The organism is Opitutaceae bacterium (assembly GCA_015075305.1).
Taxonomy (GTDB): Bacteria; Verrucomicrobiota; Verrucomicrobiia; order Opitutales; family Opitutaceae; genus UBA6669.
Genome location: JABTUS010000001.1, coordinates 510,210 through 535,868 on the forward strand (window position 1 = coordinate 510,210; position 25,659 = coordinate 535,868).

Sequence of the window (25,659 nt, forward strand, 5' to 3'; positions counted from 1 at the left end):
CCCTTCAGGGTTGGCGGTCGATATGGCCGCGGGCCGCCGCCGGATTGGATGTGAGCGGCGCTTCGGGGGTTGCTCCGGATTCGAACGCACCGGCATCGTAGGGCACGGAACGGGCGACCCGGTCATGATCGATGACGGGAGCATGGGCGGTCCGCCCAATCCCGACCGCGCCGCTCGTGGATTTCAGATGAAGATCATATCCCGAATTGAGGTTGTCCGCGGGGTAGTATGCAAAATTGGCGTTATGGGACTGAGACTCGAAATTGCTGGCGTTGGGATAGTCGACCACGCCCTGCGCCGCCCAATAGTCACGTCCCGACGGAAGGTCTGAAGCGAAATTGTTCTCGATGATGTTTCCGCTGCTGGCGAGCGAGGGGTGTTCCGGATAGCTCTTGTGATGCCTGATGGTGATGATGGGAATGTTGTTCTTGGGATGATAGGGGTTTTGAATCACGGTGTTGTTGACGATCCTGCAGCCGGTCGCACCCAGCACTGTCAAGGCATGGACGTGATCGACGATGATGACGTTGTTCTCGAATACAAAATCGACGAACATGCCGCTGAAGAATCCCATGCCATTCACCCCGTGTCCCTCGTCATCCGGAAAGGGGCGCCCGGGACCGGTCGTGTTGTTGATGATCGTGTTTCCCCGAAAGACATTGCGATAAAGCGTCCGTTCCCCGGTCGGAATCCCGTTTCCCCCGCCAGAGGTCCAGGATTGGATGCCGTCGTCGTGATTCGAATTCACCCCATACCAGTTTCTCAGGGTATTGTATTCGTAGAGCCCGTCGTTCGACAGCGCAAAGATGCCATCGTTCAGAATGTCCTCCACGACATTTTCGCTCACGACCACGTTGTCGGCTTCAAACTGCACCCACACGCCGGTCCTTATGTTGCGGATGTGATTTTTCCGGATCGTGCAATGCACGCCGGCGACATGCACGCCGGTTCCCATCCTCGCGCCGAAATCCGAACGGCTCCACCCGGATACCGACGTGGAACAGCGGATGGCGCAGTTCTCCACCGTGATGTGGTGCGAGGACGGCAGAATATCCACGAGTCCCCGCACCGCGCCTTTCTGATCGACCCGATCGACGTCCCCTGCGTTTTCCTGACTGATATTCAAGCCGGAAATGATCCAGTGCTGCGCGTGATCCACCCCGAGGCGGCGCAATTTCGGAGAATTTCCGTCCTGCGGCCGGATGGAGACACTTCCCGAGGCGGGCCCTCCGGTTACGACGGGCGCGCCATGAAAACCGTCTCGAAGGTAAATCACATCGCCGGAGGCGAACGTCCTGCCGTTGGCGAACACCGTTTCAAGCGCGCCCCACGGTGATTCCATAGTTCCAGGATTGCGCATGCTGCCATTGACCGGGTCACAGTAGTAATCGGCGGCGTGAAGTCCCGCGACGGCGAGCCACCCGGCCAGCGTCAGGGTGAGCACACCTGGGAATGTTTTCAGCGTGAGCGGGAATCTCATGGCTCGGGAAAAAGCGTTGAGCTCGCCGCCTTACGCCGGGACACCGGAGGCGGAGGCGGGCTCGATCTGGCGGAGTTTTTTAGATTCCAACTCGCGGTAGCAATCCGGCAGATCGAATGCCTTCAGCACGCCAGGGACAAGCGTGGCCCACGGCCAGTCGTATCCCGGGGTCTCAGCCACGTCCGCGTAGCTGGCAAGCGCGTGCTTCAGAGTGACCTGCTTCACGCGGTCGTGCAGGACGGCCGCAAACGTGCCTGGAATCGCGCCCCAGCCGCGGGCGACAAGGTGCACTTCCTCATGGTCGTAGCCGGCCATCCAGTCGAGCACGCGCAGGAGGTCGAATGTGCGCTGTCCCGCAGTGGGATAGTCGAACAAGACCCCGAATCCCGCGTGCATGTTGTCGACCCTGCTCTTCTGCGGGTTGTCGGATGTCGAGATCCCCGGTTGCGATTCCCCTACTCCGCGCACGTCGCAGGCGTAAATTGCCGCCTTTGGCTCCGCCTCGCAGATTTCCTTCAACCAGGGATCGGTGCGCAGTTCCTCGTCGGCGGAGCGATGGGCGACATACAGGACCGCCCGTTTGGGCCCGCGTGGCGGGCGCGAGAGGAGTCTTCCTTCGCTGAGGCGATAGACGAAGACCTGGATGTCAGGCTCCGTTTCCAGCAGGTATTCGGCATGGTTTTTTTTCGGGTATCCCCGGGCGCTTGCTCCGGTCATGATCCGGAACTCGCACACGCCCTCGCGTGAGGGCAGCCTGAGTGTCGATGTGATTCGCTGCCGCAGCGCGGCTCCCGTCAATGCCGGTCTTGTGGAGCGCAGTTTTCGCGACAATTCAGCGCCATGGGTGAACTCCGTTTTCGCCTTCAACTCGGCCACCTGGCCGTGGGGCAGGCATCGAAGATTGTCCCAGTTCTCGCGCGTGAGCTCCGGTTCCTTCGGCACCTGGGGCATGCCCGAGTGATGGCTGAACCAGCGGTACATCGCCTCGCGGTTGGGCTGGGCAAATCCGTGGCCCCCCGTTCCGAGATAGAAGGAGAAGTTTTCCTCCGCACCGAGCAGCGCATAGAGCCGGCGAAGCCTGACACAGGCCTCCTCGAAGCCGCGCACATCAAAAAAATCGTTCTCCTGTCCAACCAGCAGCACGGCACGCGGGGCCATCGCAGCCAGGAAGTCGGAATGATCGAGTCCGTGCGCGAGCAGCCCCCACGGCAGATTCTCCGGATCGAGCGGACGCTCGTTTTCAACAAGCCTGCGCAGCGAGGTCACATTGCAGCTCGGCGCCGCCATTGTCAGGCGCAAATCGAAACCGCAGAGCAGCTTCGTCTGGTTCCCCCCGCCGGAGCTGCCCGTGATGCCGAGGTGGCGGGAATCCACTTCTGGCCGCAAAATGAGATAATCCAGCGAACGAATGCAGTCCCACACGAACCAGGTGGGCAGGGTCTCCCCCACCAGCGGCATGCGCACGCCGCTGTAGATGTGCTCGCCCGTGCCGCCGCCGTGCATGGGCTTGAATGCGGCGTCCACATACTGGTAGCGCTCGCCCTGACCGATCGGATCGAAGGCAAGCGCGACATAGCCCTGCCGCACGAGAGCCTGGGCGATGGTCGCTGAACCGACCTTGCCCGAGGAGAAGTGGCCCACGGGAACCAACACGCCGGGCGAAGGCGTCCGTCGATTGGTCGGAACGTAGAGATTGGCCGTCACCGGAAATCCGGGGCGGCTCTCGTAAATGACGTTTTCAATGCGGTAGCCATCGCGTTCGAGCGTCTTCAGGACTCGCGCATTGAGCGGAGTCTTTTCCGGCATGGGTCCAAAGCACTTGCCCAGTCGTTCCCGCACATCGGCGACATAACGCTCCGCGTCCGCCTTGGTGCGCAACGCCGCGCGGCGCGCATCGGCCTCCTGCATCACCTCGCGCGTGCGCCGCACGTAGTACTCCTGCACGGAACGCGGCGATCGGTTGTGCCTGGCGAGTCCTCCCGGTTCGGACCCCGCCGCACTGGCGGGAGGATCGTCGCCCTCGTCATCGGTGGAGGGCCGGGCGCGAACATCCGCGCCCATGGCGGATGGCATGGCCGCGCCAAAAAGCGCGAAGCCGCTGCGTTGCAGCATTTGACGGCGGGTGAGATCATTCATGATTTGAAAGGTGCAACGTGGATGTTGGCGCGCAACCGGCAGGCGCACCATGAGGTTTCATTGTCCTCGGCCGTCAGGGTTTCAAAGCGGAGGCGAGTGGGACGTCCTTCAGTTTTCGAATGCCTTCGACGACGCATTCGGCATTGATCCGGGCACCCGCCTTTCTTGTGTGCTGGCGGTCGTTGAAAACCTCTCGGGCCTTGTCCTGTCCGAGCGCATCGAAGCGATCGGCGGCAAGGGCATTCAGGTCGATGAACAAGGCACCGCCGACGCGCGCAGCCTCGGCCGCCCATTCGGCGTAGCCATCAAAGCCGCGTTTGATCCGACCATCGCTCCACTCGTTGCGCGGAACAGGCGAGCAGATGATGCACGTGGCCCCCTTTGCCTTCGCGTCCCTGACGTACTGACGCAGGTACCACCCGTAGCTATGAATGAGCCTGGGGGAGTCCTTCGTGCCCGCCTGGAGCGTTTCATCACCGGCGGAAGTGATGGTGGAGCGATCCGCCTTGCTCGAATTCCATGTGTCATTGTGGCCAAACTGGAGGATGACAAAATCGCCCGGCTGCACCTCCTTCAGCACGCGCGCCCACGAGCCCTCTTCGATATAGCTTCGACTGCTTCGGCCGCCGATCGCCGCGTTGTAAACGTGAATCCGCGCCGGATCGAAGAACTCACCGAGCTCTGATCCCCAGCCCCACGGCCCGCGCTCTCCATTGCCGGAGCCGGTCTTCATGATCGAGTCTCCAACGAGAAAAAGGGCCGGATGATGGACGGGACCATCCGGAAGAGGCGGTGGAGCCTCGGCTGCGCCGACCACGGCAGCCAGCAGCAGAGTCATGGCGAAACAACGACTTTTCATGGCAAAAACGGTTCAGGCATTGACGCCCATGGCAGAGACCGGATCGATCTGGCGGAGGTTCCTGCTCTCCAACTCGCGGTAGCAGTCCGGCAGGTCGAACACTCGCAGCACGCCAGGGGCGAAGGCGGACAGCGGCCAACTGTAGTCCTCGACCTCGGCGATGTCGGAATAACTCGTCAGCGCATGCTTCAAGGTGACCTGCACGACCTCGGGCGACAGCACGGCGGCAAACGTGGCCGGCAATGCGCCCCATCCTTTCGCGACAAGGTGAATGGCTTCGTGTCCTGATGCTTTCAACCAGGCGATCACGCGCAGGACGTCATGCGTTCGCTGGCCGACACAGGGATAGTCGAGCATCAGCCCGTGCGCCGCATAAAAATAGTCCGGACCATAGGGCGCGTTGGGTGGAAGATTGGTCGTGTTGGGCGCCGACTCTCCAATTCCCCGAACATCGCAGGCATGGACAGCCGCCGCGCTTTCAGCAGCAACAATCTCGGCAAGCAATGGCTCGTCGCGCAGCTCGGCATCGGCCGACTGGTGCGCAATGTAGAGCACGGCCCGCTTCAATCCGCGGGGTGGGCGTGACAGCAGCGGTTCGTCCGAAAGCCGATAGACCAGCGCCTGTATTCCCGGTTCGGTCTCGACGACATAGGTTGCCGCGAAAGGTTTCGGATAGTTCCTATCACGGCCTGGCCGCAAGATCCGATAATCCGGCACGCCGTCGCGAGACGGCAGCTTGAGCACCTCAACGAGCGCCTTCCGCAACTTCGCGCCGCTGAGTCCGGCCCGCCCGCGTCGGGCCGCTGCCGAGGCGTCGCGGGTAAAGTCGCACACCGTGCGCGATTTCAAGTCAGCGACCTGGCCGCGGGGCGTGCACCAAAGTGTTTCCTCCTTTTCGAGCGTGAGTTGGGGTTCGGTTTCGGCATCAGAGGCCTTTGTGACCCGGTTGAACCATCGATACATCGCCTCACGCACGGGCTGCGAGAAGCCATGATAGTCCGGACCGATGAAATGCGCGATGTCCTTTTCCGCGCCGAGCAGCCGATAGAGCGTCTGAAGCCGCTCATAGGCCTCCTCCATGCCGCGCACGTCGAAAAAATCCTTCTCCTGATCGAGCAGGATGACGGGCTTGGGGGCGACCGCCGCCAGAAAATCCGAGTGATCCAATCCAAGCGCCAGGGCCCCCGGCGGGCATTGCTCCGTGTCGGACGGCAGCTCGTTCTCCAGATTCCGCAGAAACGTCGTGACGAAACAACTGGGCGCGGCCATTGCCCACCTCTGCTCAATGCCGCAGAGCCAGGCCGTGTCGGTCCCGCCGCCCGAGTTGCCCGTGACGCCCACCCGCTGCGGGTCAACCTCCGGACGCGTCAGCAAGTAGTCCAGTGCGCGCACGCCATCCCATGCCCGCCAGGCACCGAAGAATTCGCCGACCAGAACCTGCTGGTTGCCCACATACAAATGTTCACCCACGGCCACGCCGTGACGCGGCTTCAAATCAGGGGTGAGGAGCTGCACGCGCTCGCCCTGCCCGATCGGATCAAACACCAGCACGATGTAGCCGAGTCGCGCCAGGCCTTGAGCGAAGGACTGGTATGTTCCACCGGCCTTGCCACTGTGCGTGTGGCCGCAGGCTCCGACGACTCCGGGCCGCGGAAAGGGGCGCCCCTTGGGCACATAGAGATTGGCCGTCACCAGGAATCCCGGACGACTCTCGAAGATCACCTTCTCGATGCGGTAGTCATCGCGTTCGACCATGCCCGTGACCCGCGGATTGAGCGGAGTCTTCGGGGGCAATGCGCCGAACGATTGCCGGATCTTGCCGCGGACCTCCCGCACATAGGCCTCGGCATCCGCCTTCGTTTGGATGGTGGCTCGACGCGCATTGGCTGTTTGCTCCACTTCGCGCACGCGTGTGACGTAGTACTCCTGCACCATCCGGCCGAAACGATTCAATGGGGCCGGCGCCAGTGGCAGCTTGGGCGTGAAGGGAACATTCGTCTCGGCGGCCGCTCCCATTGCGGATTGCGGCGCGCCAATTTTTCCCAAAACGACGCCGCACAGCCCGGCGCCTGTTGACTTCAGGAGCGCCCGCCGCGAAATGCGGCCGGTCGAACCAACCGGAGACGATGATGAATGTCTCAAGGGAAAAAGAGAGCGCGGGAAACTCGCAACCCCGCGATCCGACTCAAAGGTCGAATGTCGTCGTGAACACGAATGTCCGCGGATTGATGATGCGGAAGGTGTGCGGTTCGCCGTTGGGATACGCTCCGACGGGTTGGAGACGGGCTTTTGACTCCTGGATATTGCGAACATTGAGTTGAAACCGCGCGCGTATCTTGCCGCCGAAAAGCTTCGTCTGGTAGATCGCGAAGGCGTCAAAATACGCATGGGCCTTGTCCCAAATGGGACGAGTGGGATCGAGTGTTTCTGCCGCATCGATATTGCCGTCGATCGGAACGCCGTAGAAGCCGATGGCGCCCTTGCTTTCCCAGCGCACGCCTCCGCCGACAGTGAAATTCTTGAGCACACGGTGGTCGGTCAGCCCGGCGAGCCGGTAACTCGTGGCGAGATTGAAGCGCCATTCACGAATCTGCGGGCGGGCCGTGCCCGCAGTGGCGCCGTCGATGCGGAGCGGTGTGAGGATGCTGCTGAGAATGTAGTCGCGCGGCGTGCGCGTGCCCGTCGAGGGAAATTCTCCGGAATAACTGCTGTCCAGCCACTTCTTGCCGGTGCGCGGATCGACAATCGTTTCCCATACCGCCATCCTTTCATCGAGCCATTCGCGATTGGCTGGTGACTGCAAGCCGTCGATGGAAATGGTGCGCGTCACATTGCTGCGCAGTGTCCAGAAACTCGTGGGATTGAAGTTCAGTTCATACTCTTCACCCTTCGCATTGATATTCGTTGTATCTGCGACGGTGTTGCCACGCCAGGTCGTTTCCACGTCCGGGGAGAGTTTCTGGATGCGGTTGGCTTCGGCATTGGCCGCATCGATACTCATGGAGGGATTGAGCTGGGTCAGCCAGTTGACTGCCTGCCGGTGCAGCGAAAAGGTGTCCGCAAGGGCGGCAAAGTCATCATAATCCATTTCCTTCAGCCGATTCGCCATGAGCGCTCCCTGCCCGGCGCGGGAGTTGATATTGTCCGTGGTGTAGTGGTTGACTCGAAGCCAGAACTTCGTGCCGAAACCCAGGGTGAAGCCGTAGTCCTGACCGACCGAGCTGGGATTGGGCAGCGCCTCCAGCTTGATGTTGATCGCGGGCTCCGCAGGACGGAAGCTGTCGGAACGGTTGTAGAACACGCTCAGGCCCTGCAGCGCAGAGGCCAGATGCGACTTCCAGCCTGTGCCTGTGCGGGCGCTTTCGATGAAACTCCAGTCGCGGAAGGGTCGGACAACCGCACCCTTGGTTGTCGTGTCACCCTCACGTATCGCCCAGTCGCCACGCCACCCGGACATCCGCGCGTAGTCGTATTCATAGCCGTTGGGCAGGAGCTGAACCCTGTCCTGGCGCTTGTACCCGCTCTTGTCCGAACGCCGGCCGAAAGTGGTTACAAGTCGGTTGCCAAGAAACGTGCTCTGCAGAATCGCGCCCTTTGTCTGGATCAGGTTGACCGTGGAGCTGGCATTTTCACCAGCACTGCCTTCGGCGACAGCGGATTGGCCAAAGGTGGCCTTGTCAGTCACCCACTGCTTTGTCTTTGGGTCATACCAGGTGAAATCATAGATTCCGTAACTCGTCCTCGACGGCCCATAGTCCGCATCCTGGCCCGAGGCGTCTCCAACGTAATAGTGGAAGTAGGGGCGTGTGGCCTGCGATGAGGGGCCATAGCCATTTGTGGTGAGGGCATTGCCCTTTGGCGCGCCGGCCGGTGCATACACCGGATTGTCCGAAATCATCACGTCGCGAAAATTATAGACGCGGTTCTTGCTCTTGCGCTCTTCGTAGTAGCCGAGCAATTGCTGCCGTCCCAGCAGTCGCAGCCATTTCGACTTCTCCTTGGTCAGGTCGAGCACGTAGGCAAGCTGCCCGCGATAGCTGTCCTGCTCAAAGGGCCGCTCATTGTAGACCGGCTCTACGGCGCCAAAATATGGTTTCAGGAAAAACGGATTGGGCCGGCCGTCGAGCAGCCGGCTGTTGGGGTCGACTCTGAGCAGAAAACTTTGCCCGACACCGCTGATGGTATTCACGATTGTCCGACGAACCCGGTCCGATTCCTCACGCTGCCAGGCAAATTGAAAAGCGAGCGTATTGCGCTCCGAGTTGAGAATCATCTGCTCGAATTCCACGGTCGACGTATCGGTCTCCTCCCGCTGGTAGTTCGCACTCGCCAGGTTCACATGGGCGTAGTCGTAAACGGAGGAGTCCGACACGCCGCGCAGTATTGCGAAAAGCGGACGACCATCCTGGATGGGGTCGCTAATGCTCTCAAGCATGCGATTGACCCCGGTGATGCTGCCGGCGCCGTTGCTTGCGTTGGCCGCCGGCATCCGCCCAATTTCCCAGAGTTGAATCCCTCCGTTGTCGACGAACATGATGGGACCGGCCCGATTCAAGTTCGCGAGACCAGGGGGATTGTTGGTGCCGGTATAGGTCGTCGAAACGCCATTGACAGTCGCAGTCTGGGTAACTGGGTCCCATGTCGGACTTCCCGTTTCGCGCCAGTAGGTCACACCGTCGCGGGGCGTCACTGTCGTTCCCCGCGCACCATCACCAAAATAGGTTTGGAACGATGCACGCAGCGTGGTGTACTTGAATGGCTGGACCCTGATCATGGCATTGAGCCGGCGGGTATTGAAGCTGGATGGCTTCTGATAGTCCTCGTCGTGCTGATAGACGCCACTCACGCGCGCCGCGAGTTTTCCGGGAATCAGCGAGCGATTCAGGTCAAACGAAGTGCGCCAGCCGCCCGTGTTGTCGACGCGGAACTGAACCTGGGAGATCTCGCGCCTCAGGTTGGCGGACGCGGCGACCATGTTGACCGTGCCGGAGCCCTCGCCGAGTCCGAAGATGCTCGAATTGGGACCACGGCTGATTTCAACGGCGTCGATGTCGATCGGATCGACGGGAACGCGACCGCTGGAGGCGAAACCGGAGCGCGAGATATTGGCAGCGCCGATGCCGCGCAGGCGGTTGGACGTCGCCCGATCCGACTGAACATTGTCGTCTATCTGGCCCTTGCGATTGATCTCAAAATCCGTGTAGGTGCCCACACCCTCCGCGCCGGCCTCGTAGGCAAAGATGTCGTTGATGTCCAGCATCGCGAAATCTGACATCTGCTGCTTCGTGACAACGGAGATCGACGATCCCAGGTCCTCCAGGCTGGTGTTCAGCCGCGTTCCGGACATCGTATTCGTCGCGAGGTAGCCGTTGTTCGATTCGACCACCTCGAAAGGCGACAGGACCACGGCTTTTTCCTTCTCGTTTGGATCCGTGTCGGTGGAGGATTGACTCGTGGTGGACTGTGCCGCCACGGAAGCGGCGCAGGCGGCAAGCATGGCGGTTATCTTGGAGGCGAACGAGGATTTCATCGTCGGGAGATGCGGGGGGTTGGCGGTTTGCAGTGAGCGCCACGAGGCGTTCACTGAGAAGCAGGAAGAAACAACCCGACGATGTGGCAACCGCAGCGTTGCTTGTATCGTATAAGCGGAAAACCCCAAGGCACGCCGGGCACTTTTGGATGCATCTTGGTGTCAAAGACCGCAGGTGTGACCCCGGTCAATGGACCCGGTCCAGCCTGTTCACACCCATCGCCGCCGAAAGAACTTTAGCCGTTGAAATCCCTGTCGGATCGGAAACGCTTCGGCCGCCAATGGGAAAGATCTTGCGCATCACTATGGCCGATGTCGGCGTGGCGGCGGGCGTCAGCCAGGCTGCGGTGTCCCTGGCCCTCCGCAACCACGCCAGCATTCCACCCGCGACGCGTGAGCGCATCCGCGCGGCTGCGCGAAAAATCGGTTATCATCCCCATGCCGGCATTTCGTCCCTCATGGCGCAGATCCGCTCGAAACGGCGGGTGAAGTTTGGGGCCAGGCTCGCAGGGGTGACCAACTGGTCGGGTCCCGGTGAGTCCTGGCAGTTCCCCGCATGGCGCGTACAATGGGAAAGCGCCCGGCGGCGGGCGACCGAACTGGGATGGGGTCTCGAGGAGTTCTCGATCGGGCAGCGCGGGCTGAGCGTCCCCCGCCTCGCCTCGATCCTGCAGGCGCGCGGCATCGAGGGCGTGATCGTGTTTCCGCTCTCGACCCACTCAATCCTTCCCCTTCCTTGGGAGAAATTCGCCAGCGTTGCGATTGGCTACACCCTCGAATCGCCCCTGTTGCATCGGGTCGTGACAGCGCATTTCGATTCCGTGCCAATCGCCCTCGAACAGCTCCGCCTGCGCGGATATCGCCGCATTGGCATCGCCCTGGATGGGCGCCTCAGCGTGCGCGTCCACCGGTGCTGGCTGGCGGCTTTCTGCGCGTTCGGGTTCGAGGCCGCGGGGATCGATCCGAGCGCGATCGCCGTCCTGCCCGCGATCGGAACCAAGTCCGCACTGAGGAAATGGGTGAAGTCCTTCCGACCGGAAGCCGTGCTGTACGGCGGGCCGTATCCCATCCGCCGATGGATGGAGGAGTCCGGCCTTTCGGCGCCGGACGAGATTGGCATCGCCGGACTTGCGGACTTTCGGCCCGATGAGGGCTGCGCACACATCGACGAGGGCTGGCATCACATCGGGTCCGCGGCGGTCGACAATGTCGTCGGCCAGCTTTCTCGAGGCGAAAGAGGGGTTCCGTCCCACGCCGTCCTCAGCCTGATTCGAGGCGAATGGATCGACGGCGATTCCGTTCGTCCCGCTCCGGCCGCGCATTCGGTTGCCGTCAAGTAATACGACAAAAGTAAGTCGTGGATTGTGTTTCACCCGCGCCGGCGGCTTAGCTCGGATCCACGCCGGAACTTTCCCGTGAAAACCCAATGAGCTCCATGGAGAATGACCACTCCACCCCGCCGGCGACTGCGCGGACGTCGCGTGGATTCACCCGGACCGTGTATTTTTTTGGGGCGCTGGGCGAGCTGATGTTCGGCTACGACATCGGCGTGATCGGCGTCGCGCTGCTGTTCATCTCGCGCGAGATGAACCTTTCGCCCGTCTCGCAGGGGCTGGTCGTGAGCGCTCTGCTCGCCGGAGCGGCCCTCGGCGTGGGCTGCGCCGGAGTCCTGTCGGATCGTTTCGGTCGCCGGCCGCTGCTCATCGCAATGGCGGCGGTCTTCGCTTTGGGAGGACTTGCGGGCGCGCTCGCCCCCTCCGTCGCGGCGCTCATCGCCGCGCGCGTCGTCATGGGCGTCGGCGTGGGGGCCTCGGCCGTGGTCGTGATGGTCTACCTCGCCGAACTCGCGCCCGCCGAACACCGCGGCCGGATCGCCGGCCTGGGACAGCTCATGGTCGTGTGCGGCATCTTTCTCGCCTTCGGGGTGGACTACCTGCTGGAACCCTGGGGCGCGTGGCGCTGGATGATCGGCTTGAGCGCGGTGCCGTCGGTTGTGCTGCTGGCCGGGCTCCTCGCCATGCCGGAGTCGCCGCGCTGGCTCATCCAGGCCGGCCGCATCGCGGAAGCGCGCCGGGTGCTGCAACGCATGGGGCGGGGCGGCCGCGCTGACCGGGAGATCGCCGCAATCCAGGCCGCATCCGCGGCCGCGCGGGCCTCGGTGGAGACCGCGAGCGGCAAATCCGCGCCGGGACTGGGCCGTGCCCTGCTCGCCTGCACTGGACTCGCCGTCCTGGTCCAGCTGCTCGGTGTAAACACGATCATCTACTACGCGCCCACGGTGCTCATGCAGGTGGGATTCGGACAGAAAGGCGCGGTGATCGCCAATCTCGGGATCGGGGTGGTCAACATCCTCGTGACAGTCGTGGCGCTGCAGTTGATCGACCGGCTCGGGCGGCGGCGCCTCCTGCTGACGGGTTCGGTGCTCATGACCGCGGCAATGCTGCTGCTCACTGCGGCGGGCTTCTCGGGCGGGAGCGGAGGCTGGGGCATGCTCGCCGGCATGCTGATGTTCCTGGCCGCCTTTGCACTCAGCTGGGGCGCGTGCGTGCGCGTCCTCATCTCCGAATTGCTGCCCCAGCACGTGCGCGGCGCGGTCATGGGCTATGTGCTCGTCCTAAACTGGGCCACCAACTTCGGCGTTGGCCTGCTGTTTCCGGTCATGCTCGCCCACCTCGGCATGGGCCTGACTTTCCTCGTCTTCGCCGGCATGGGCGCCCTGTCGTTCGGATTTGTCCATCGTTTCGTGCCCGAGACCAATGGACGCACGCTCGAGGAAATCCAGGCCTTGTTCCTTCGAAGCTGAGCGCCAGCCAACCGACCTCCCCATGGAGTCATCCCTCCGCCACGCCACTCCTCCCAACATTGTAGTGCTGATAGCCGACGACCTTTGCAAAGGCTCGCTGGGCTGCTACGGCGATCCGCACGTGCGCACACCCAACATCGACCGGCTTGCCACCGAGGGGCTCCGCTTCGAGCGCGCCTACGTGACCGCGCCCCAATGCAGCCCCAGCCGTTCGTCGCTGTTCACCGGCCGCACACCCCACGCCACCGGCACCTCGCGTCTGCACGCCCCGCTGCGCAACGACGTACCGACGGTCCTCGAACCGCTGCGGGAGCAGGGCTATTTCACCGGCGTTCTCCGCAAGCACCATCTCGGCGAGGACTTTCGCCGCCGCTTTGATTTCTCCGGCGGCAATGATGCTTCCGCGTCCGCGTTTTTCCGCCAGGCGCCTGCCGACCGTCCCTTTTTCATGTGGGTCGGCTTCAACGATCCGCATCGCGACCTTTACACGAATTATGATCATATCCGCGGCCTGGTCACGCCACCGCACGACCCCGCCGAAGTCACGGTTCCCCCCTTCCTGCCGGACACCCCGGCCCTGCGCGCGGATCTGGCGCTGCACTACGATGCCATTCACCGGCTGGACCGGGACTGTGGCGAGGTTCTCCGTCTGCTCGAGGATTCCGGCCGGGACAGGAACACCGTGGTCGTATTCATGAGCGACCATGGCATGCCCTACCCGCGAGCCAAGGCCACCCTTTATGAAGCCGGCATCAACGTGCCGCTCGTCGTCCGCTGGCCCGGTCGCGTCGCTCCTCACCAGGTGACTTCCGAACTCGTTTCGTCGGTCGATCTGCCCGCCACCTGGCTCGAACTGGCGGGACAGCCTGCGCTCCCCGCCATGGAGGGCCGCAGCCTCCTTTCCCTGCTCACCGGCCGGCCCCACGAGTCGCGGCGATACATCCATGCCGAGCGCAACTGGCACGACACGTGGGAGCCAGCCCGCGCGATCGTCTCGCAAAAGCACGCCTTGATCTGCAATTGTCGCCCGGAGGTGTCGTACCGGGGCTCCCTGGACCATGTTTCAGCGCCGGTCTGGAGAATCATGGAAAGGGAGCACGAGGCAGGACGCCTCCCGCCCACGCTCGCGGCGATGTTCCGCTCACCCCGCCCCGTCGTCGAGCTCTACGACCTGTCAGCCGATCCCCATGAGCTTTCCAACCTCGCCGAGAATCCCGCACACGCAGCAGTGGTCGACGAACTCCTTCTCGAGCTGGATCGCTGGATGCGCGCAACGAACGACTTCCTGCCTCCCCCGGCATCGTTCCCGGAAATTGTTCAGGAGGGAAAACTGACCATGGCCCGCATGCTCGACGGTCCGCTCCCGAAACTCTGAGCGGGCGGTTCGAAAACCTTCAAGTGAACGGAAATCACATGGCTCGGGAAAAAGCGTTGAGCTCGCCGCCTTACGCCGGGACACCGGAGGCGGAGGCGGGCTCGATCTGGCGGAGCTTTTTCGATTCCAACTCGCGGTAGCAATCCGGCAGATCGAATGCCTTCAGCACGCCAGGGACAAGCGTGGCCCACGGCCAGTCGTATCCCGGGGTCTCAGCCACGTCCGCGTAGCTGGCAAGCGCGTGCTTCAGAGTGACCTGCTTCACGCGGTCGTGCAGGACGGCCGCAAACGTGCCTGGAATCGCGCCCCAGCCGCGGGCGACAAGGTGCACTTCCTCATGGTCGTAGCCGGCCATCCAGTCGAGCACGCGCAGGAGGTCGAATGTGCGCTGTCCCGCAGTGGGATAGTCGAACAAGACCCCGAATCCCGCGTGCATGTTGTCGACCCTGCTCTTCTGCGGGTTGTCGGATGTCGAGATCCCCGGTTGCGATTCCCCTACTCCGCGCACGTCGCAGGCGTAAATTGCCGCCTTTGGCTCCGCCTCGCAGATTTCCTTCAACCAGGGATCGGTGCGCAGTTCCTCGTCGGCGGAGCGATGGGCGACATACAGGACCGCCCGTTTGGGCCCGCGTGGCGGGCGCGAGAGGAGTCTTCCTTCGCTGAGGCGATAGACGAAGACCTGGATGTCAGGCTCCGTTTCCAGCAGGTATTCGGCATGGTTTTTTTTCGGGTATCCCCGGGCGCTTGCTCCGGTCATGATCCGGAACTCGCACACGCCCTCGCGTGAGGGCAGCCTGAGTGTCGATGTGATTCGCTGCCGCAGCGCGGCTCCCGTCAATGCCGGTCTTGTGGAGCGCAGTTTTCGCGACAATTCAGCGCCATGGGTGAACTCCGTTTTCGCCTTCAACTCGGCCACCTGGCCGTGGGGCAGGCATCGAAGATTGTCCCAGTTCTCGCGCGTGAGCTCCGGTTCCTTCGGCACCTGGGGCATGCCCGAGTGATGGCTGAACCAGCGGTACATCGCCTCGCGGTTGGGCTGGGCAAATCCGTGGCCCCCCGTTCCGAGATAGAAGGAGAAGTTTTCCTCCGCACCGAGCAGCGCATAGAGCCGGCGAAGCCTGACACAGGCCTCCTCGAAGCCGCGCACATCAAAAAAATCGTTCTCCTGTCCAACCAGCAGCACGGCACGCGGGGCCATCGCAGCCAGGAAGTCGGAATGATCGAGTCCGTGCGCGAGCAGCCCCCACGGCAGATTCTCCGGATCGAGCGGACGCTCGTTTTCAACAAGCCTGCGCAGCGAGGTCACATTGCAGCTCGGCGCCGCCATTGTCAGGCGCAAATCGAAACCGCAGAGCAGCTTCGTCTGGTTCCCCCCGCCGGAGCTGCCCGTGATGCCGAGGTGGCGGGAATCCACTTCTGGCCGCAAAATGAGATAATCCAGCGAACGAATGCAGTCCCACACGAACCAGGTGGGCAGGGTCTCCCCCACCAGCGGCATGCGCACGCCGCTGTAGATGTGCTCGCCCGTGCCGCCGCCGTGCATGGGCTTGAATGCGGCGTCCACATACTGGTAGCGCTCGCCCTGACCGATCGGATCGAAGGCAAGCGCGACATAGCCCTGCCGCACGAGAGCCTGGGCGATGGTCGCTGAACCGACCTTGCCCGAGGAGAAGTGGCCCACGGGAACCAACACGCCGGGCGAAGGCGTCCGTCGATTGGTCGGAACGTAGAGATTGGCCGTCACCGGAAATCCGGGGCGGCTCTCGTAAATGACGTTTTCAATGCGGTAGCCATCGCGTTCGAGCGTCTTCAGGACTCGCGCATTGAGCGGAGTCTTTTCCGGCATGGGTCCAAAGCACTTGCCCAGTCGTTCCCGCACATCGGCGACATAACGCTCCGCGTCCGCCTTGGTGCGCAACGCCGCGCGGCGCGCATCGGCCTCCTGCATCACCTCGCGCGTGCGCCGCACGTAGTACTCCTGCACGGAACGCGGCGATCGGTTGTGCCTGGCGAGTCCTCCCGGTTCGGACCCCGCCGCACTGGAGGGAGGATCGTCGCCCTCGTCATCGGTGGAGGGCCGGGCGCGAACATCCGCGCCCATGGCGGATGGCATGGCCGCGCCAAAAAGCGCGAAGCCGCTGCGTTGCAGCATTTGACGGCGGGTGAGATCATTCATGATTTGAAAGGTGCAATGTGGATGTTGGCGCGCAACCGGCAGGCGCACCATGAGGTTTCAGCATCCTCGGGCGTCATGGTTTTAGAGCGGAGGCGAGTGGGACATCCTTGAGTCTGCGGACGCCCTCAATCCCGAGTACATGCTCAGAGATCGAAGGTCGTGGTGAACACGAACGTGCGCGGATTCACGATGCGGAAGGTGTGCGCCTCGCCATTGGGATACGCGCCGACGGCCTGCAGGCGTACTTTCGACTCCTGGATATTGCGGACATTGAGCTGAAAGCGGACAGGGACCTTGCCGTTGAAGAGCTTCGTCCGGTACGTCAGGAAAGCGTCGAAATAGGCGTGCGCCTTGTCCCAGATCGGGCGTGTCGGATCCAGTGACTCGGCCACTTCGATATTGCCGTCAATCGGTATGCCGTAATAGCCGATGGCTCCCTTGCTTTCCCAGCGCACACCGCCGCCAACGGTAAGGTTCTTGAGCACACGGTGGTCGGTCAGCCCCGCGAGCCTGTAGCTCGTGGCGACGTTGAAGCGCCACTCGCGAATCTGCGGACGGGCGGTGCCCGCCGTCGCCCCGTCGATGCGGAGCTGGGTGAGGATATTGCTGAGGATGTAGTCGCGTGGTGTGCGCGTGCCGGTCGATGGAAACTCCCCGGCATAGCTGGTATCGAGCCACTTCTTTCCGGATCGCGGATCGACGATCGTTTCCCACACCGGCATCCGCTGGTTCAGCCAGTCAAAATTGTCCGGAGATTGCGCGCCATCGATTGAAACGGTCCGGGTCACGTTTGCACGCAGCGTCCAGAAGCTCGACGGATTGAAGTTCAATTCATACTCCTCCCCCTTGGCAAAGATGTTGGTTGTATCCGCAACGGTGTTGCTCCGCCAGGCCGCCTCCACATCGGGGGAGAGTTGCTGAATTCGGTAGGCCTCAGCCTCGGCCGCCTCGAGGGTCATGGAGGGGTTGAGTTGAGTCAGCCAGTTGACCGCCTGGCGGTGAAGTGCGAACGTGTCCGCAATGGCGGCAAACCCCTGAAAATCGGTTGTCATCAGCCGGTTGGCCATGAGAGCCCCTTGTCCGGCGCGGGAGTTGATGTTATCCGTGGTGTAGTGGTTGACCCGAAGCGAAAACTTGCCGCCGAAACTGACGGTGATGCCGTAATCCTGCCCGATCGAACTGGGATTGGGCAGCTCGTTCTGCTTGATGCTGATCGCAGGCGCCGCGGGGCGGAAACTGTCGGAACGATTGTAGAAGAAACTCAAACCCTGCAATACCGAGGCCACCCCGGCCTTCCAGCCCGTGCCACTGCGGGCGTTTTCGATGAAGCCCCAGTCGCGGAACGGGCGGATCACGCCACCCTTCGTGGTCGTGTCGCCGTTGCGTATCGCCCAGTCGCCACGCCATCCGGACATTCGCGCGTAGTCGTATTCATAGCCGTTGGGCAGGAGCTGAACCCGGTCCTGGCGCTTGTTTCCACTCTGGTCTGAGCGGAGCCCGAACGTGGTGACCAGACGGTTGCCGAAAAAGCTGCTCTGCAGAATCGCACCCTTGGTCTGGATCAGGTTGACGGTCGAATTGGCATTTTCTCCCGCACTGCCCTCGGCAACAGCAGACTGGCCGAAGGTGGCCTGATCGGTCACCCACTGCTTCGTCTGTGGATTGTACCAGGTGAAATCGTAGATGCCATAGGTCGTTCGCGAGGGGCCATAGTCCGCATTCTGGCCGTTGGCGTCGCCCACGTAGTAGTGAAAATATGGCCTGGTGGCCTGTGACGACGGGCCATAGCCGTTTGCAGTCAGGGCATTGCCCTTCGTCTGACCGGCCGGCGCGTAGATCGGGTTGTCTGAAATCATCACGTCGCGGAAATTATAGACGCGGTTCTTGCTCTTGCGCTCCTCGTAGTAGCCGAGCAGTTGCTGACGGCCCAGGAAGCGGAGCCATTTCGACTTCTCCCTTGTCAAGTCGAGCACGTAGGCCAGCTGGCCACGGTAGCTGTCCTGTTCGAACGGCGTCTCATTGTAAACCGGTTCCACAGCACCGAAGTAGGGTTTTAGAAAGAACGGGTTGGGGCGGCCGTCGAGCAACCGGCTGTTGGGATCGACGCGCAGCAGGAAACTCTGGCCCACCCCACTGGTGGTGTTCACGATGGTCTTGCGGAGCCTGTCGGATTCCTCGCGCTGCCAGGCGAACTGGAAGGCCAGTGTGTTGCGGCCCGTATTAAGAATGAACTGCTCAAATTCCACGGTCGAAGTGTCGGTTCTCTCCCGCTGGTAATTCGCGCTGGCCAGATTGACATGGGCATAGTCGTAGACGGAGGGGTCCGACACACCGCGGAGGATGGAAAAAAGCGGCCGGCCATCGCGAATGGGCTCGGCGAAACTTTCGAGCATGCGATTGACTCCCGTGATGCTGCCGGCGCCGTTGGTCGCGGTGGCCGCCGGCATGCGGCCGATCTGCCACAGCTGGATCCCTCCATCGTCGACGAACATGATTGGACCAGCCCGATTGAGGTTGGCAAGACCGGGGGGATTGGTGGTGCCGCTGTATGTTGTCGAAACGCCGTTGACGGTGGCCGTCTGCGTCACCGGATCCCAGGTCGGACTGCCCATCTCGCGCCAGTAGGTGACGCCATCGCGCGGCGTCACTGCGGTCCCCCGCGCGCCGTCGGCAAAGTAGGATTGAAACGAAGCGCGCAGCGTGGTGCTCTTGAACGGCTGGATCCTGATCATGGCGTTCATCCTGCGGGTGTTGAAGCTGGAGGGCTTTTGAACGTCTTCATCGTGCTGATAGACTCCGCTCACTCGGGCCGCGAGCTTGCCGGGAATGAGCGTCCGGTTCAGGTCAAAGGATGTGCGCCAGCCTCCCGTGTTGTCGAAACGAACCTGGGCCTGGGAAATCTCGCGATTCAGGTTGGCCGATGCTGCCACCATGTTGACGGTGCCGGATCCCTCGCCGAGGCCGAAGATGCTCGAATTGGGGCCGCGGCTGATTTCGACGGCATCAATGTCGATCGGATCGACGGGGACGCGGCCGCTGGTGGCGAAACCGGAGCGCGAGATGTTTGCCGCGCCGATGCCGCGAAGACGATTGGATGACTCCCGATCGGATTGCACGTTGTCATTCATCTGGCCGTTGCGGTTGATCTCGAATGCGGTGTAGGTTCCCACTCCCTCGGCGCCTGCCTCGTAGGCGAAGATGTCGTTGATATCGAGCATCGCGAAATCCGACATCTGCTGCTTCGTGACCACGGAAATCGACGAGCCAAGATCCTCCAGACTGCTGTTGAGCCGGGTACCCGACATCGTGTTCGTCGCCAAATAGCCGTTGTTCGACTCTGTCACCTCGAACGGACTGAGCTTGACGACATCGTCCCGACCGACGACTCCGCTCCGGCCTGGACCTTCATCGGGGCGGACGCTTCTGCTCTGTTGCGCCGCCCTTTGCACGTTTGGGCCGGCGCCCTCCGGCTTGTCCAGACGGACAATCGAAAGCACATCCGTCTTCTCATCCATGATCACGCCCAGGTCCGTGCCCGCCAGTAATCGGTTCACCGCCTCCATGGGGGTAAATTCACCTTTCAAGGCAGTGGTGCGCACACCGTCCGTTGCGTCGGGCGCGAAGACGACCTGCAGACCCGACTGCTGCGAAAATTTCTTGAGCGTCTGTTCCGCCGCGCCGGCCGGAACATCGAACGCCTTCCGGTCCTGCTTCGCGGCCCGGCCGACAAGCGGGGAGATCACCATGGCCGCAAGGAGCGCGAATGAAACGCCAAGGGTCCGGGCACGGACGCCCAGCGGCCTGGAACAGGGTATCAAGGTCATGCACGTAAACGACGGACCAAGTGGGGGTCGCGACGTATGGGAATCTCAATTTTTTTGACATATCGGTTCATGCTTGAACTCACTGCGCGACCGGACCAAAGACCGGGGGCCCCCTCCTGCGCGATGAGCCCTCCCCCCTCAACACCCGCAACCCTCCTTCCCGCGCCGAACGACCGGTCGCGCTGGTTCAGCGAAGAGGTGCAACCGCACGCATCCTCCCTGCGCTCCTATCTCCGCGCTTCCTTTCCCGGAGTGCGCGATCTGGACGACGTCGTGCAGGAGTCCTACCTGCGCCTGTTCCGCACTGCGGCAAGGCAGCCCATCCGCTCCGTCCGGGCCCTGCTCTTCACCGTCGCCAAGCGGCTCGCCCTCGACACCGTGAGGCACGACAGGGCTTCGCCAATCGATGCCACCCTCGACCTCGACGAATTGGACATAGCAGCCGAAGAGCCTGATGTCGCGGAATGCGCCGACCGCCGTGAGCGGATCCGACTTCTCGCGAGCGCCATCGCCAAACTGCCCGGCCGGTGCCGGCAGACATTCATCCTTCACAAGATAAACGGCTGCTCCCGCAGGGAAGTCGCCCTCCAACTCGGCCTGTCGGAACGGACCGTCGAGGTGCAAACCGCCACGGCCATGAAACGCTGCGCCGACTACCTTCGACGCCGCGGGGTCAACGGTCTGTTTGCCAATGAGCCCCGATAACCACAACCGGCCCGGGTTCGATGCCAGTCCGCCGAAGGTGGAAACGGACGAATCCATCCTGACTGCGCTGGGATGGATGCGCCGCGCCCGCGCGGAAGACGAACTCCTTCAGGAGGTTTCCCGTCAGTTGCACCGCAACCGACGCCGGCGTCTCGCTCTGGCCTCGGGCCTGTTGAGCCTGGGCCTGATCACAGGCGTAGTCTGGCGGATCTCCCGGCCGAGCTCTGCATCGAACTCCGCGCCAGGCCTGTCCCCTGCCATTGCTTCAGGACTCGTCGGAAATTCTCGGACCGCCACCGTCACCTCGCCCGAACGCCGGATCCTTCCAGACGGCTCGGTGATGGAGCTGATCGATGGCGCGCGTGTCATCGTCGACTTTTCCGGCTCGCTCCGGAAAGTCGTCCTCGAGCGCGGCAAGGCGCATTTTCAGGTCACCAAGAATGCCCGGCGGCCCTTTGTCGTCGACGCGGCCGGCGTGCATGTGCGAGCCGTGGGAACGGCTTTTGTTGTCGACCGGAATGAACGCCGCATCGAGGTGCTTGTGACCAATGGCGTGGTTGCCGTGGCTGCGGACAATGCGGAAGCGCTGGCGGACAACCGAACATCCAGCAACTCCCAAGCGAAGGAATCGCTGGAGCCGCCACTGGCGAAGCTTGAGGCAGTGCAGGGCGGGGGCTCTGGCGTGCAACTCCTCGATGCCGGCAAGGTGTGGAGCGTGGACCTGAAGACCTCGGCGACCCATGTTCAGGCACTCTCCGACACGGACATGACGGAACGGACTTCGTGGCGCATTCCCCAGTTGGAATTCACGCGGCCCCCCCTGCCCGACGCCCTTGCGATTCTGAATCAACACAATCAGGTGCAATTCGAGATCGCCGACTCATCGTTGAACAAGCTGCAATTGAGCGGATTTCTGCGTGCCGACAATGCCGAGGGCATGGTGCGGCTGCTCGAGGCAAACTTTGGAATCAAAGCGACGCGTCAAGGCGGCGTTATTTCCCTCGCTCGATGACTCCGGGGCGGACTCCGAACACACACGGCCCGCTCCCCTCGCCCTGCCCGTCCAATCATTGGCCGTCAATGATCGCACACGCAGGCATACTCCTTCAGCGAGCATTCGCCGCAGGTCGAAAGCACCAGGTTGAACTTTTCGGTCACCGTCGCGCCATCCGAGCTCGACTTGATTTGTACGACCGTCGCAAAGCCGTCCCCCGCAGGCACCACCCCGTCCGAGATCAGCGTGTTGCCGGACTTCTTGAAGGAGAGCCTTGTCGGCGACAGCCGTTCGCCCGTGAATACGGTGACAATCTGGTCCGCAGGCGCCACGATCCGTCCATCATCGTCAACAAACGTGATCTGAACCCTGCGATCCGCGGTGAGCAGGAATTCCGCGTGCGGCTCGACGCGCGTCAGCACGCGTCCGCCGTTTGGCGCCTTGATTCTTGCCCCGGCATCACGGGCATGCGAGTGATTGTCGTGCGCATGCGCGGATACGGCGGGCATACCGCACGCGAGCATGGCGAGAATCGGGAGGATGTTGGATTTGATTTTCATGGTCGTTGAAGAAATGGAATGCGCCGAAACCAGTCTGGCGTGACCGGCCTACTGGGATGCCGCCGCACCGGTGGCGACAGCCCGCTCGGCGGCGCGTCTTGAAAAGTGGAAGAATATCAGGGGCGTAATCAGGAAGTTCAGGAGCGTGGAGGACACCAGCCCGCCCACGATCACCACGGCCACCGGATGAAGGATCTCCTTGCCCGGTTGATCCGCCGCAAACACAAGCGGGATGAGCGCGCACCCTGCCGAAAGCGCGGTCATGAGCACGGGCGCCATCCGTTCCAGCGTGCCGCGCACAACCATTTCGCGGGTGAACCGCTCCCCCTCATGCCTCATCAGGTGCAGATAGTGCGAGATCATCATGATCCCGTTGCGCGCGGCGACGCCCCCCACGGCGATGAACCCCATCAGCGTCGCAATGCTGATGTTGTCGACCTTCAGCCAGGTGAACACGAGTCCGCCGACCAGCGCCAGCGGGATGTTCAGCATGACCTGCAGCGCAAGCGAAAGGCTTCGGAAGAAGCCCTGAAGGAGAAACAGGATGACCAGGAACACCACCGAGCTGAACACCGCGATGCGAACGGTCGCCTCCTGCTGCGCCTGAAACTCGCCCTCGTAGGTGACGAAATAACCCTCCGGCAGCTTCACCTCCTGGCGAACCCCAGCCTGCAGCCGCTCCACCAGCGCACCCACATCGCGCGCCGTGGGCTTGATCGCCACGGTAAAGCGCCGCTGGCTGTTCTCCCTGAAAATGACGTTGGGGCCCTTCGCCTCGCGCACATCGGCCACCAGGGCCAGCGGAAGCCTGCGGCCCGACTGCGTTTCCACCGGCAGCTCGGAGATCCTCTCCGGTGTGTCGCGCCATTCCGCGGGCAGACGAAGCACGAGCGACAGCGATCGCTGGCCTTCGCGAAGCTCCGCAATCTCCCTGCCGCCCACCAGCGCACCCACTTGCTCGTTGATCGCGCCGGGTGTCACGCCGTAACTCACCGAACGAATGCGGTCCGGCTCTATGCGCAGTTGCGGGATGGTCGACTGCTGGTCCAGTTTCGCATCCTCAAATCCCGGAATCTTCGCCGCAACAGACTGGATCTCCGTTCCAATGCGGCGCAGTTCGTCCAGATTTGGACCAAAGATCTTTATCGCAACAGGCGCCGAGACCCCGCTCAGCATGTGGCCGATGCGGTCGGCCAGGGGACCGCCAATCACTGAAAACACCCCGGGAACCGAGTGCAGCCTCGCGCGAAGATCATCTAGGATCTGCTTTCGAGAACGCACTCCCACGGCGCTTCCCTCTTCAGTCCGGAAATCCACATCAAACTCCACTGTGGACACCGGCACAACGTGGTCCCCCCGCTCCGCGCGCCCGAGACGCCGACCAACCTTTCTGACTTCCGGCACGGCCAGGATCTGCTGCTCGAGCACGTCGGAAATCCTGTTCATCTCCGGCAGCGAGGTTCCCGGCGCGGACGTCACCGCAATCAATGCGGTCTCCTCGCGAAACGCGGGCAGGAAATCCTTGCCCATCCTCGGATAGAGCATGAGCGCCGCGGCAACGCCGATCGCCACGATCGCAAGCACGGGAACGGGAAGATCCAGCGCAAGCCGGAGAAAGGTGGCGCGAAGCACGCGCTTCATTCCACGAACCAGCGCACCGTCCGGATGCTTCCGTCCCGCCTTCGGGCGCAGCAGCAGCGAACAGAGCACCGGTATCACGGTCAGCGAGACGACGAATGACGCGACCATGCTGATGATGGTTGCGATCGCTATTGGCGCAAACAGCCGTCCCTCCACACCGCTCAACCCGAGCAGCGGCAAAAAGACCAGGATCACCAGAACCGTCGCATAAAGGATCGAGTTTCTCACCTCGGTGGAGGCCGATCCGATCACTTCCAGCCTTGGCCGCGGTTCCACTGTGGCGGCGTTTTCGCGCAATCGGCGAAAGACGTTTTCCACGTTCACGATCGCATCATCCACAACCATGCCGATCGCAACCGCGAGCCCGCCGAGCGTCATCGAATTGACGGTGAGTCCCATCCATTGAAACGTCAGCAGCGTGATCGCAAAGCTCATGGGTATGGCCATGAGCGAAATGAACGTCGTGCGGAAATTGAGGAGGAAGACAAACAGGACGACCGTCACCATGATCGCACCGTCACGAATCGCCTCCTTCAGGTTGCCGATCGCATGGTCGATGAAGTCCTTCTGCTGAAACAGCAGCACGGTTTCCACCCCGGCGGGAAGACCCGGCTTCAGCTCGGCAAGCGCGTTCCGGATCTCCCCCGTGAGCCCCCGGGTGTCGAACCCCGGTGACTTCGTGATCGACATGATCACGCCATGCGTCGGGGTTTTCTCCGGGGCGACGCTGACCGACGCATCCCCTCTCATTGGCTCAATGCCCCACTCCACACCGGCCACGTCTCCGATGGTGACGTTGCGCCCATTGGACTGCTTGATCACGGTGCGCGCGATCGCCGACGGGTCGGTTGTCATCGCGAGATTGCGGACCATGATCTCCGTTGGACCGCTGTCGATGAATCCGCCGGTTGTCGTGCTGGCGGATTCCCGGATCGCCTGCTCGAGCTCCGCGAGGCTGACGCCATGGGCCTGCAGGCGATAGGGATCAGGCTGGACCTCGATGCGCCGGATGCCTCCGCCCATGTTGAGGATCTCGGCGATGCCGGGCACGCTTTGCAGGCGGCGCTTGATCGTCCAGTCAGCGATGCTGCGAACCTCCGCTGGAGACAGGTATCCCGGCTCGCCCTCCTTGATGGTCGAACGCACGCCCACGAGGAGAATCTCCCCCATGAGCGACGCCACAGGCGTCATGAAGGGCTCCACACCCTCCGGCAGGGATTCCCTCGCCGACTGCAGGCGCTCCTGCACGAGCACACGCGCCTTGTAGACATCCGTATCCCAGCCGAACTCGGCGTAGACGAGCGAGAGCGCAACGTCCGAGTTCGAGCGCAGCCGCGTCAGGCCCGCAACGCCCAGGAGCGCGCTTTCAAGGGGCTGGGTGACACGAACCTCGACCTCCTCAGGTGCGAGTCCCGGAGCCTCGGTCAGTATGACAACCGTCGGTTTTGTGAGGTCCGGCAGAACCTCGACGGGCAGCTTCAACCCCGATCGCACCCCGAGCGCGAGCAGGATGACCGAGACGCCAAGTATGATCGCCCGGTTTGAGAGCGACCATAGAATCATTCGGTTAAGCATG

At 62.5% G+C, this 25,659-nt stretch carries 13 protein-coding genes; 5 read left to right on the forward strand and 8 right to left on the reverse strand.

From position 1 onward, the window contains the following. Positions 1–4: 4 nt before the first annotated feature. From HS122_02040 to HS122_02055, 4 genes are all read right to left on the reverse strand, one after another. Entirely contained in the window at positions 5–1,480 is a 1,476-nt protein-coding gene (locus tag HS122_02040; GenBank protein MBE7537178.1) for a right-handed parallel beta-helix repeat-containing protein, read from the reverse strand. Positions 1,481–1,510: 30 nt separating this feature from the next. Then, positions 1,511–3,388, reverse strand: a complete 1,878-nt coding sequence (locus HS122_02045) for a hypothetical protein (protein MBE7537179.1) — start codon at positions 3,386–3,388, stop codon at positions 1,511–1,513. Positions 3,389–3,689: 301 nt separating this feature from the next. Continuing rightward, on the reverse strand, positions 3,690–4,475 hold the full coding sequence (locus HS122_02050) for a rhamnogalacturonan acetylesterase (GenBank protein ID MBE7537180.1): 786 nt from the start codon (positions 4,473–4,475) through the stop codon (positions 3,690–3,692). Between the two features lie 12 nt (positions 4,476–4,487). After that, positions 4,488–6,788: an acetylxylan esterase gene (locus HS122_02055; GenBank protein ID MBE7537181.1), complete on the reverse strand. Its 2,301-nt coding sequence runs from the start codon at positions 6,786–6,788 to the stop codon at positions 4,488–4,490. A 3,498-nt stretch (positions 6,789–10,286) separates the two neighbouring features. On the opposite strand from HS122_02055, the gene HS122_02060 reads away from it, so the two are divergent. From HS122_02060 to HS122_02070, 3 genes are all read left to right on the forward strand, one after another. After that, entirely contained in the window at positions 10,287–11,345 is a 1,059-nt protein-coding gene (locus tag HS122_02060) for a LacI family DNA-binding transcriptional regulator (protein MBE7537182.1), read from the forward strand. 95 nt (positions 11,346–11,440) lie between these two features. Continuing rightward, a complete protein-coding gene (locus tag HS122_02065; GenBank protein MBE7537183.1) occupies positions 11,441–12,808 on the forward strand; it encodes a sugar porter family MFS transporter in 1,368 nt (455 codons plus the stop codon). A gap of 22 nt (positions 12,809–12,830) precedes the next feature. After that, on the forward strand, positions 12,831–14,183 hold the full coding sequence (locus HS122_02070) for a sulfatase (GenBank protein ID MBE7537184.1): 1,353 nt from the start codon (positions 12,831–12,833) through the stop codon (positions 14,181–14,183). A gap of 70 nt (positions 14,184–14,253) precedes the next feature. Here HS122_02070 and HS122_02075 read toward each other — a convergent pair whose 3' ends face one another. Beyond that, positions 14,254–16,131: a hypothetical protein gene (locus HS122_02075; protein ID MBE7537185.1), complete on the reverse strand. Its 1,878-nt coding sequence runs from the start codon at positions 16,129–16,131 to the stop codon at positions 14,254–14,256. A 371-nt stretch (positions 16,132–16,502) separates the two neighbouring features. Continuing rightward, positions 16,503–20,105: a TonB-dependent receptor gene (locus tag HS122_02080; protein ID MBE7537186.1), complete on the reverse strand. Its 3,603-nt coding sequence runs from the start codon at positions 20,103–20,105 to the stop codon at positions 16,503–16,505. Between the two features lie 201 nt (positions 20,106–20,306). Between HS122_02080 and HS122_02085 the strand changes: the two genes are divergently transcribed. Both HS122_02085 and HS122_02090 read left to right on the forward strand, forming a co-directional pair. Further along, complete coding sequence (locus HS122_02085) at positions 20,307–20,888, forward strand: sigma-70 family RNA polymerase sigma factor (GenBank protein ID MBE7537187.1); 582 nt, start codon at positions 20,307–20,309, stop codon at positions 20,886–20,888. Beyond that, entirely contained in the window at positions 20,875–21,900 is a 1,026-nt protein-coding gene (locus HS122_02090; GenBank protein ID MBE7537188.1) for a FecR domain-containing protein, read from the forward strand. The genes HS122_02085 and HS122_02090 overlap by 14 nt, the downstream gene beginning before the upstream one ends. Positions 21,901–21,965: 65 nt before the next feature. Here HS122_02090 and HS122_02095 read toward each other — a convergent pair whose 3' ends face one another. Then, positions 21,966–22,442 carry a hypothetical protein gene (locus HS122_02095; protein ID MBE7537189.1) on the reverse strand — a complete coding sequence of 159 codons (477 nt, stop codon included), beginning with the start codon at positions 22,440–22,442 and terminating at the stop codon, positions 21,966–21,968. A 48-nt stretch (positions 22,443–22,490) separates the two neighbouring features. Continuing rightward, on the reverse strand, positions 22,491–25,658 hold the full coding sequence (locus HS122_02100; protein ID MBE7537190.1) for an efflux RND transporter permease subunit: 3,168 nt from the start codon (positions 25,656–25,658) through the stop codon (positions 22,491–22,493). Between the last annotated feature and the right edge of the window lies 1 nt (position 25,659).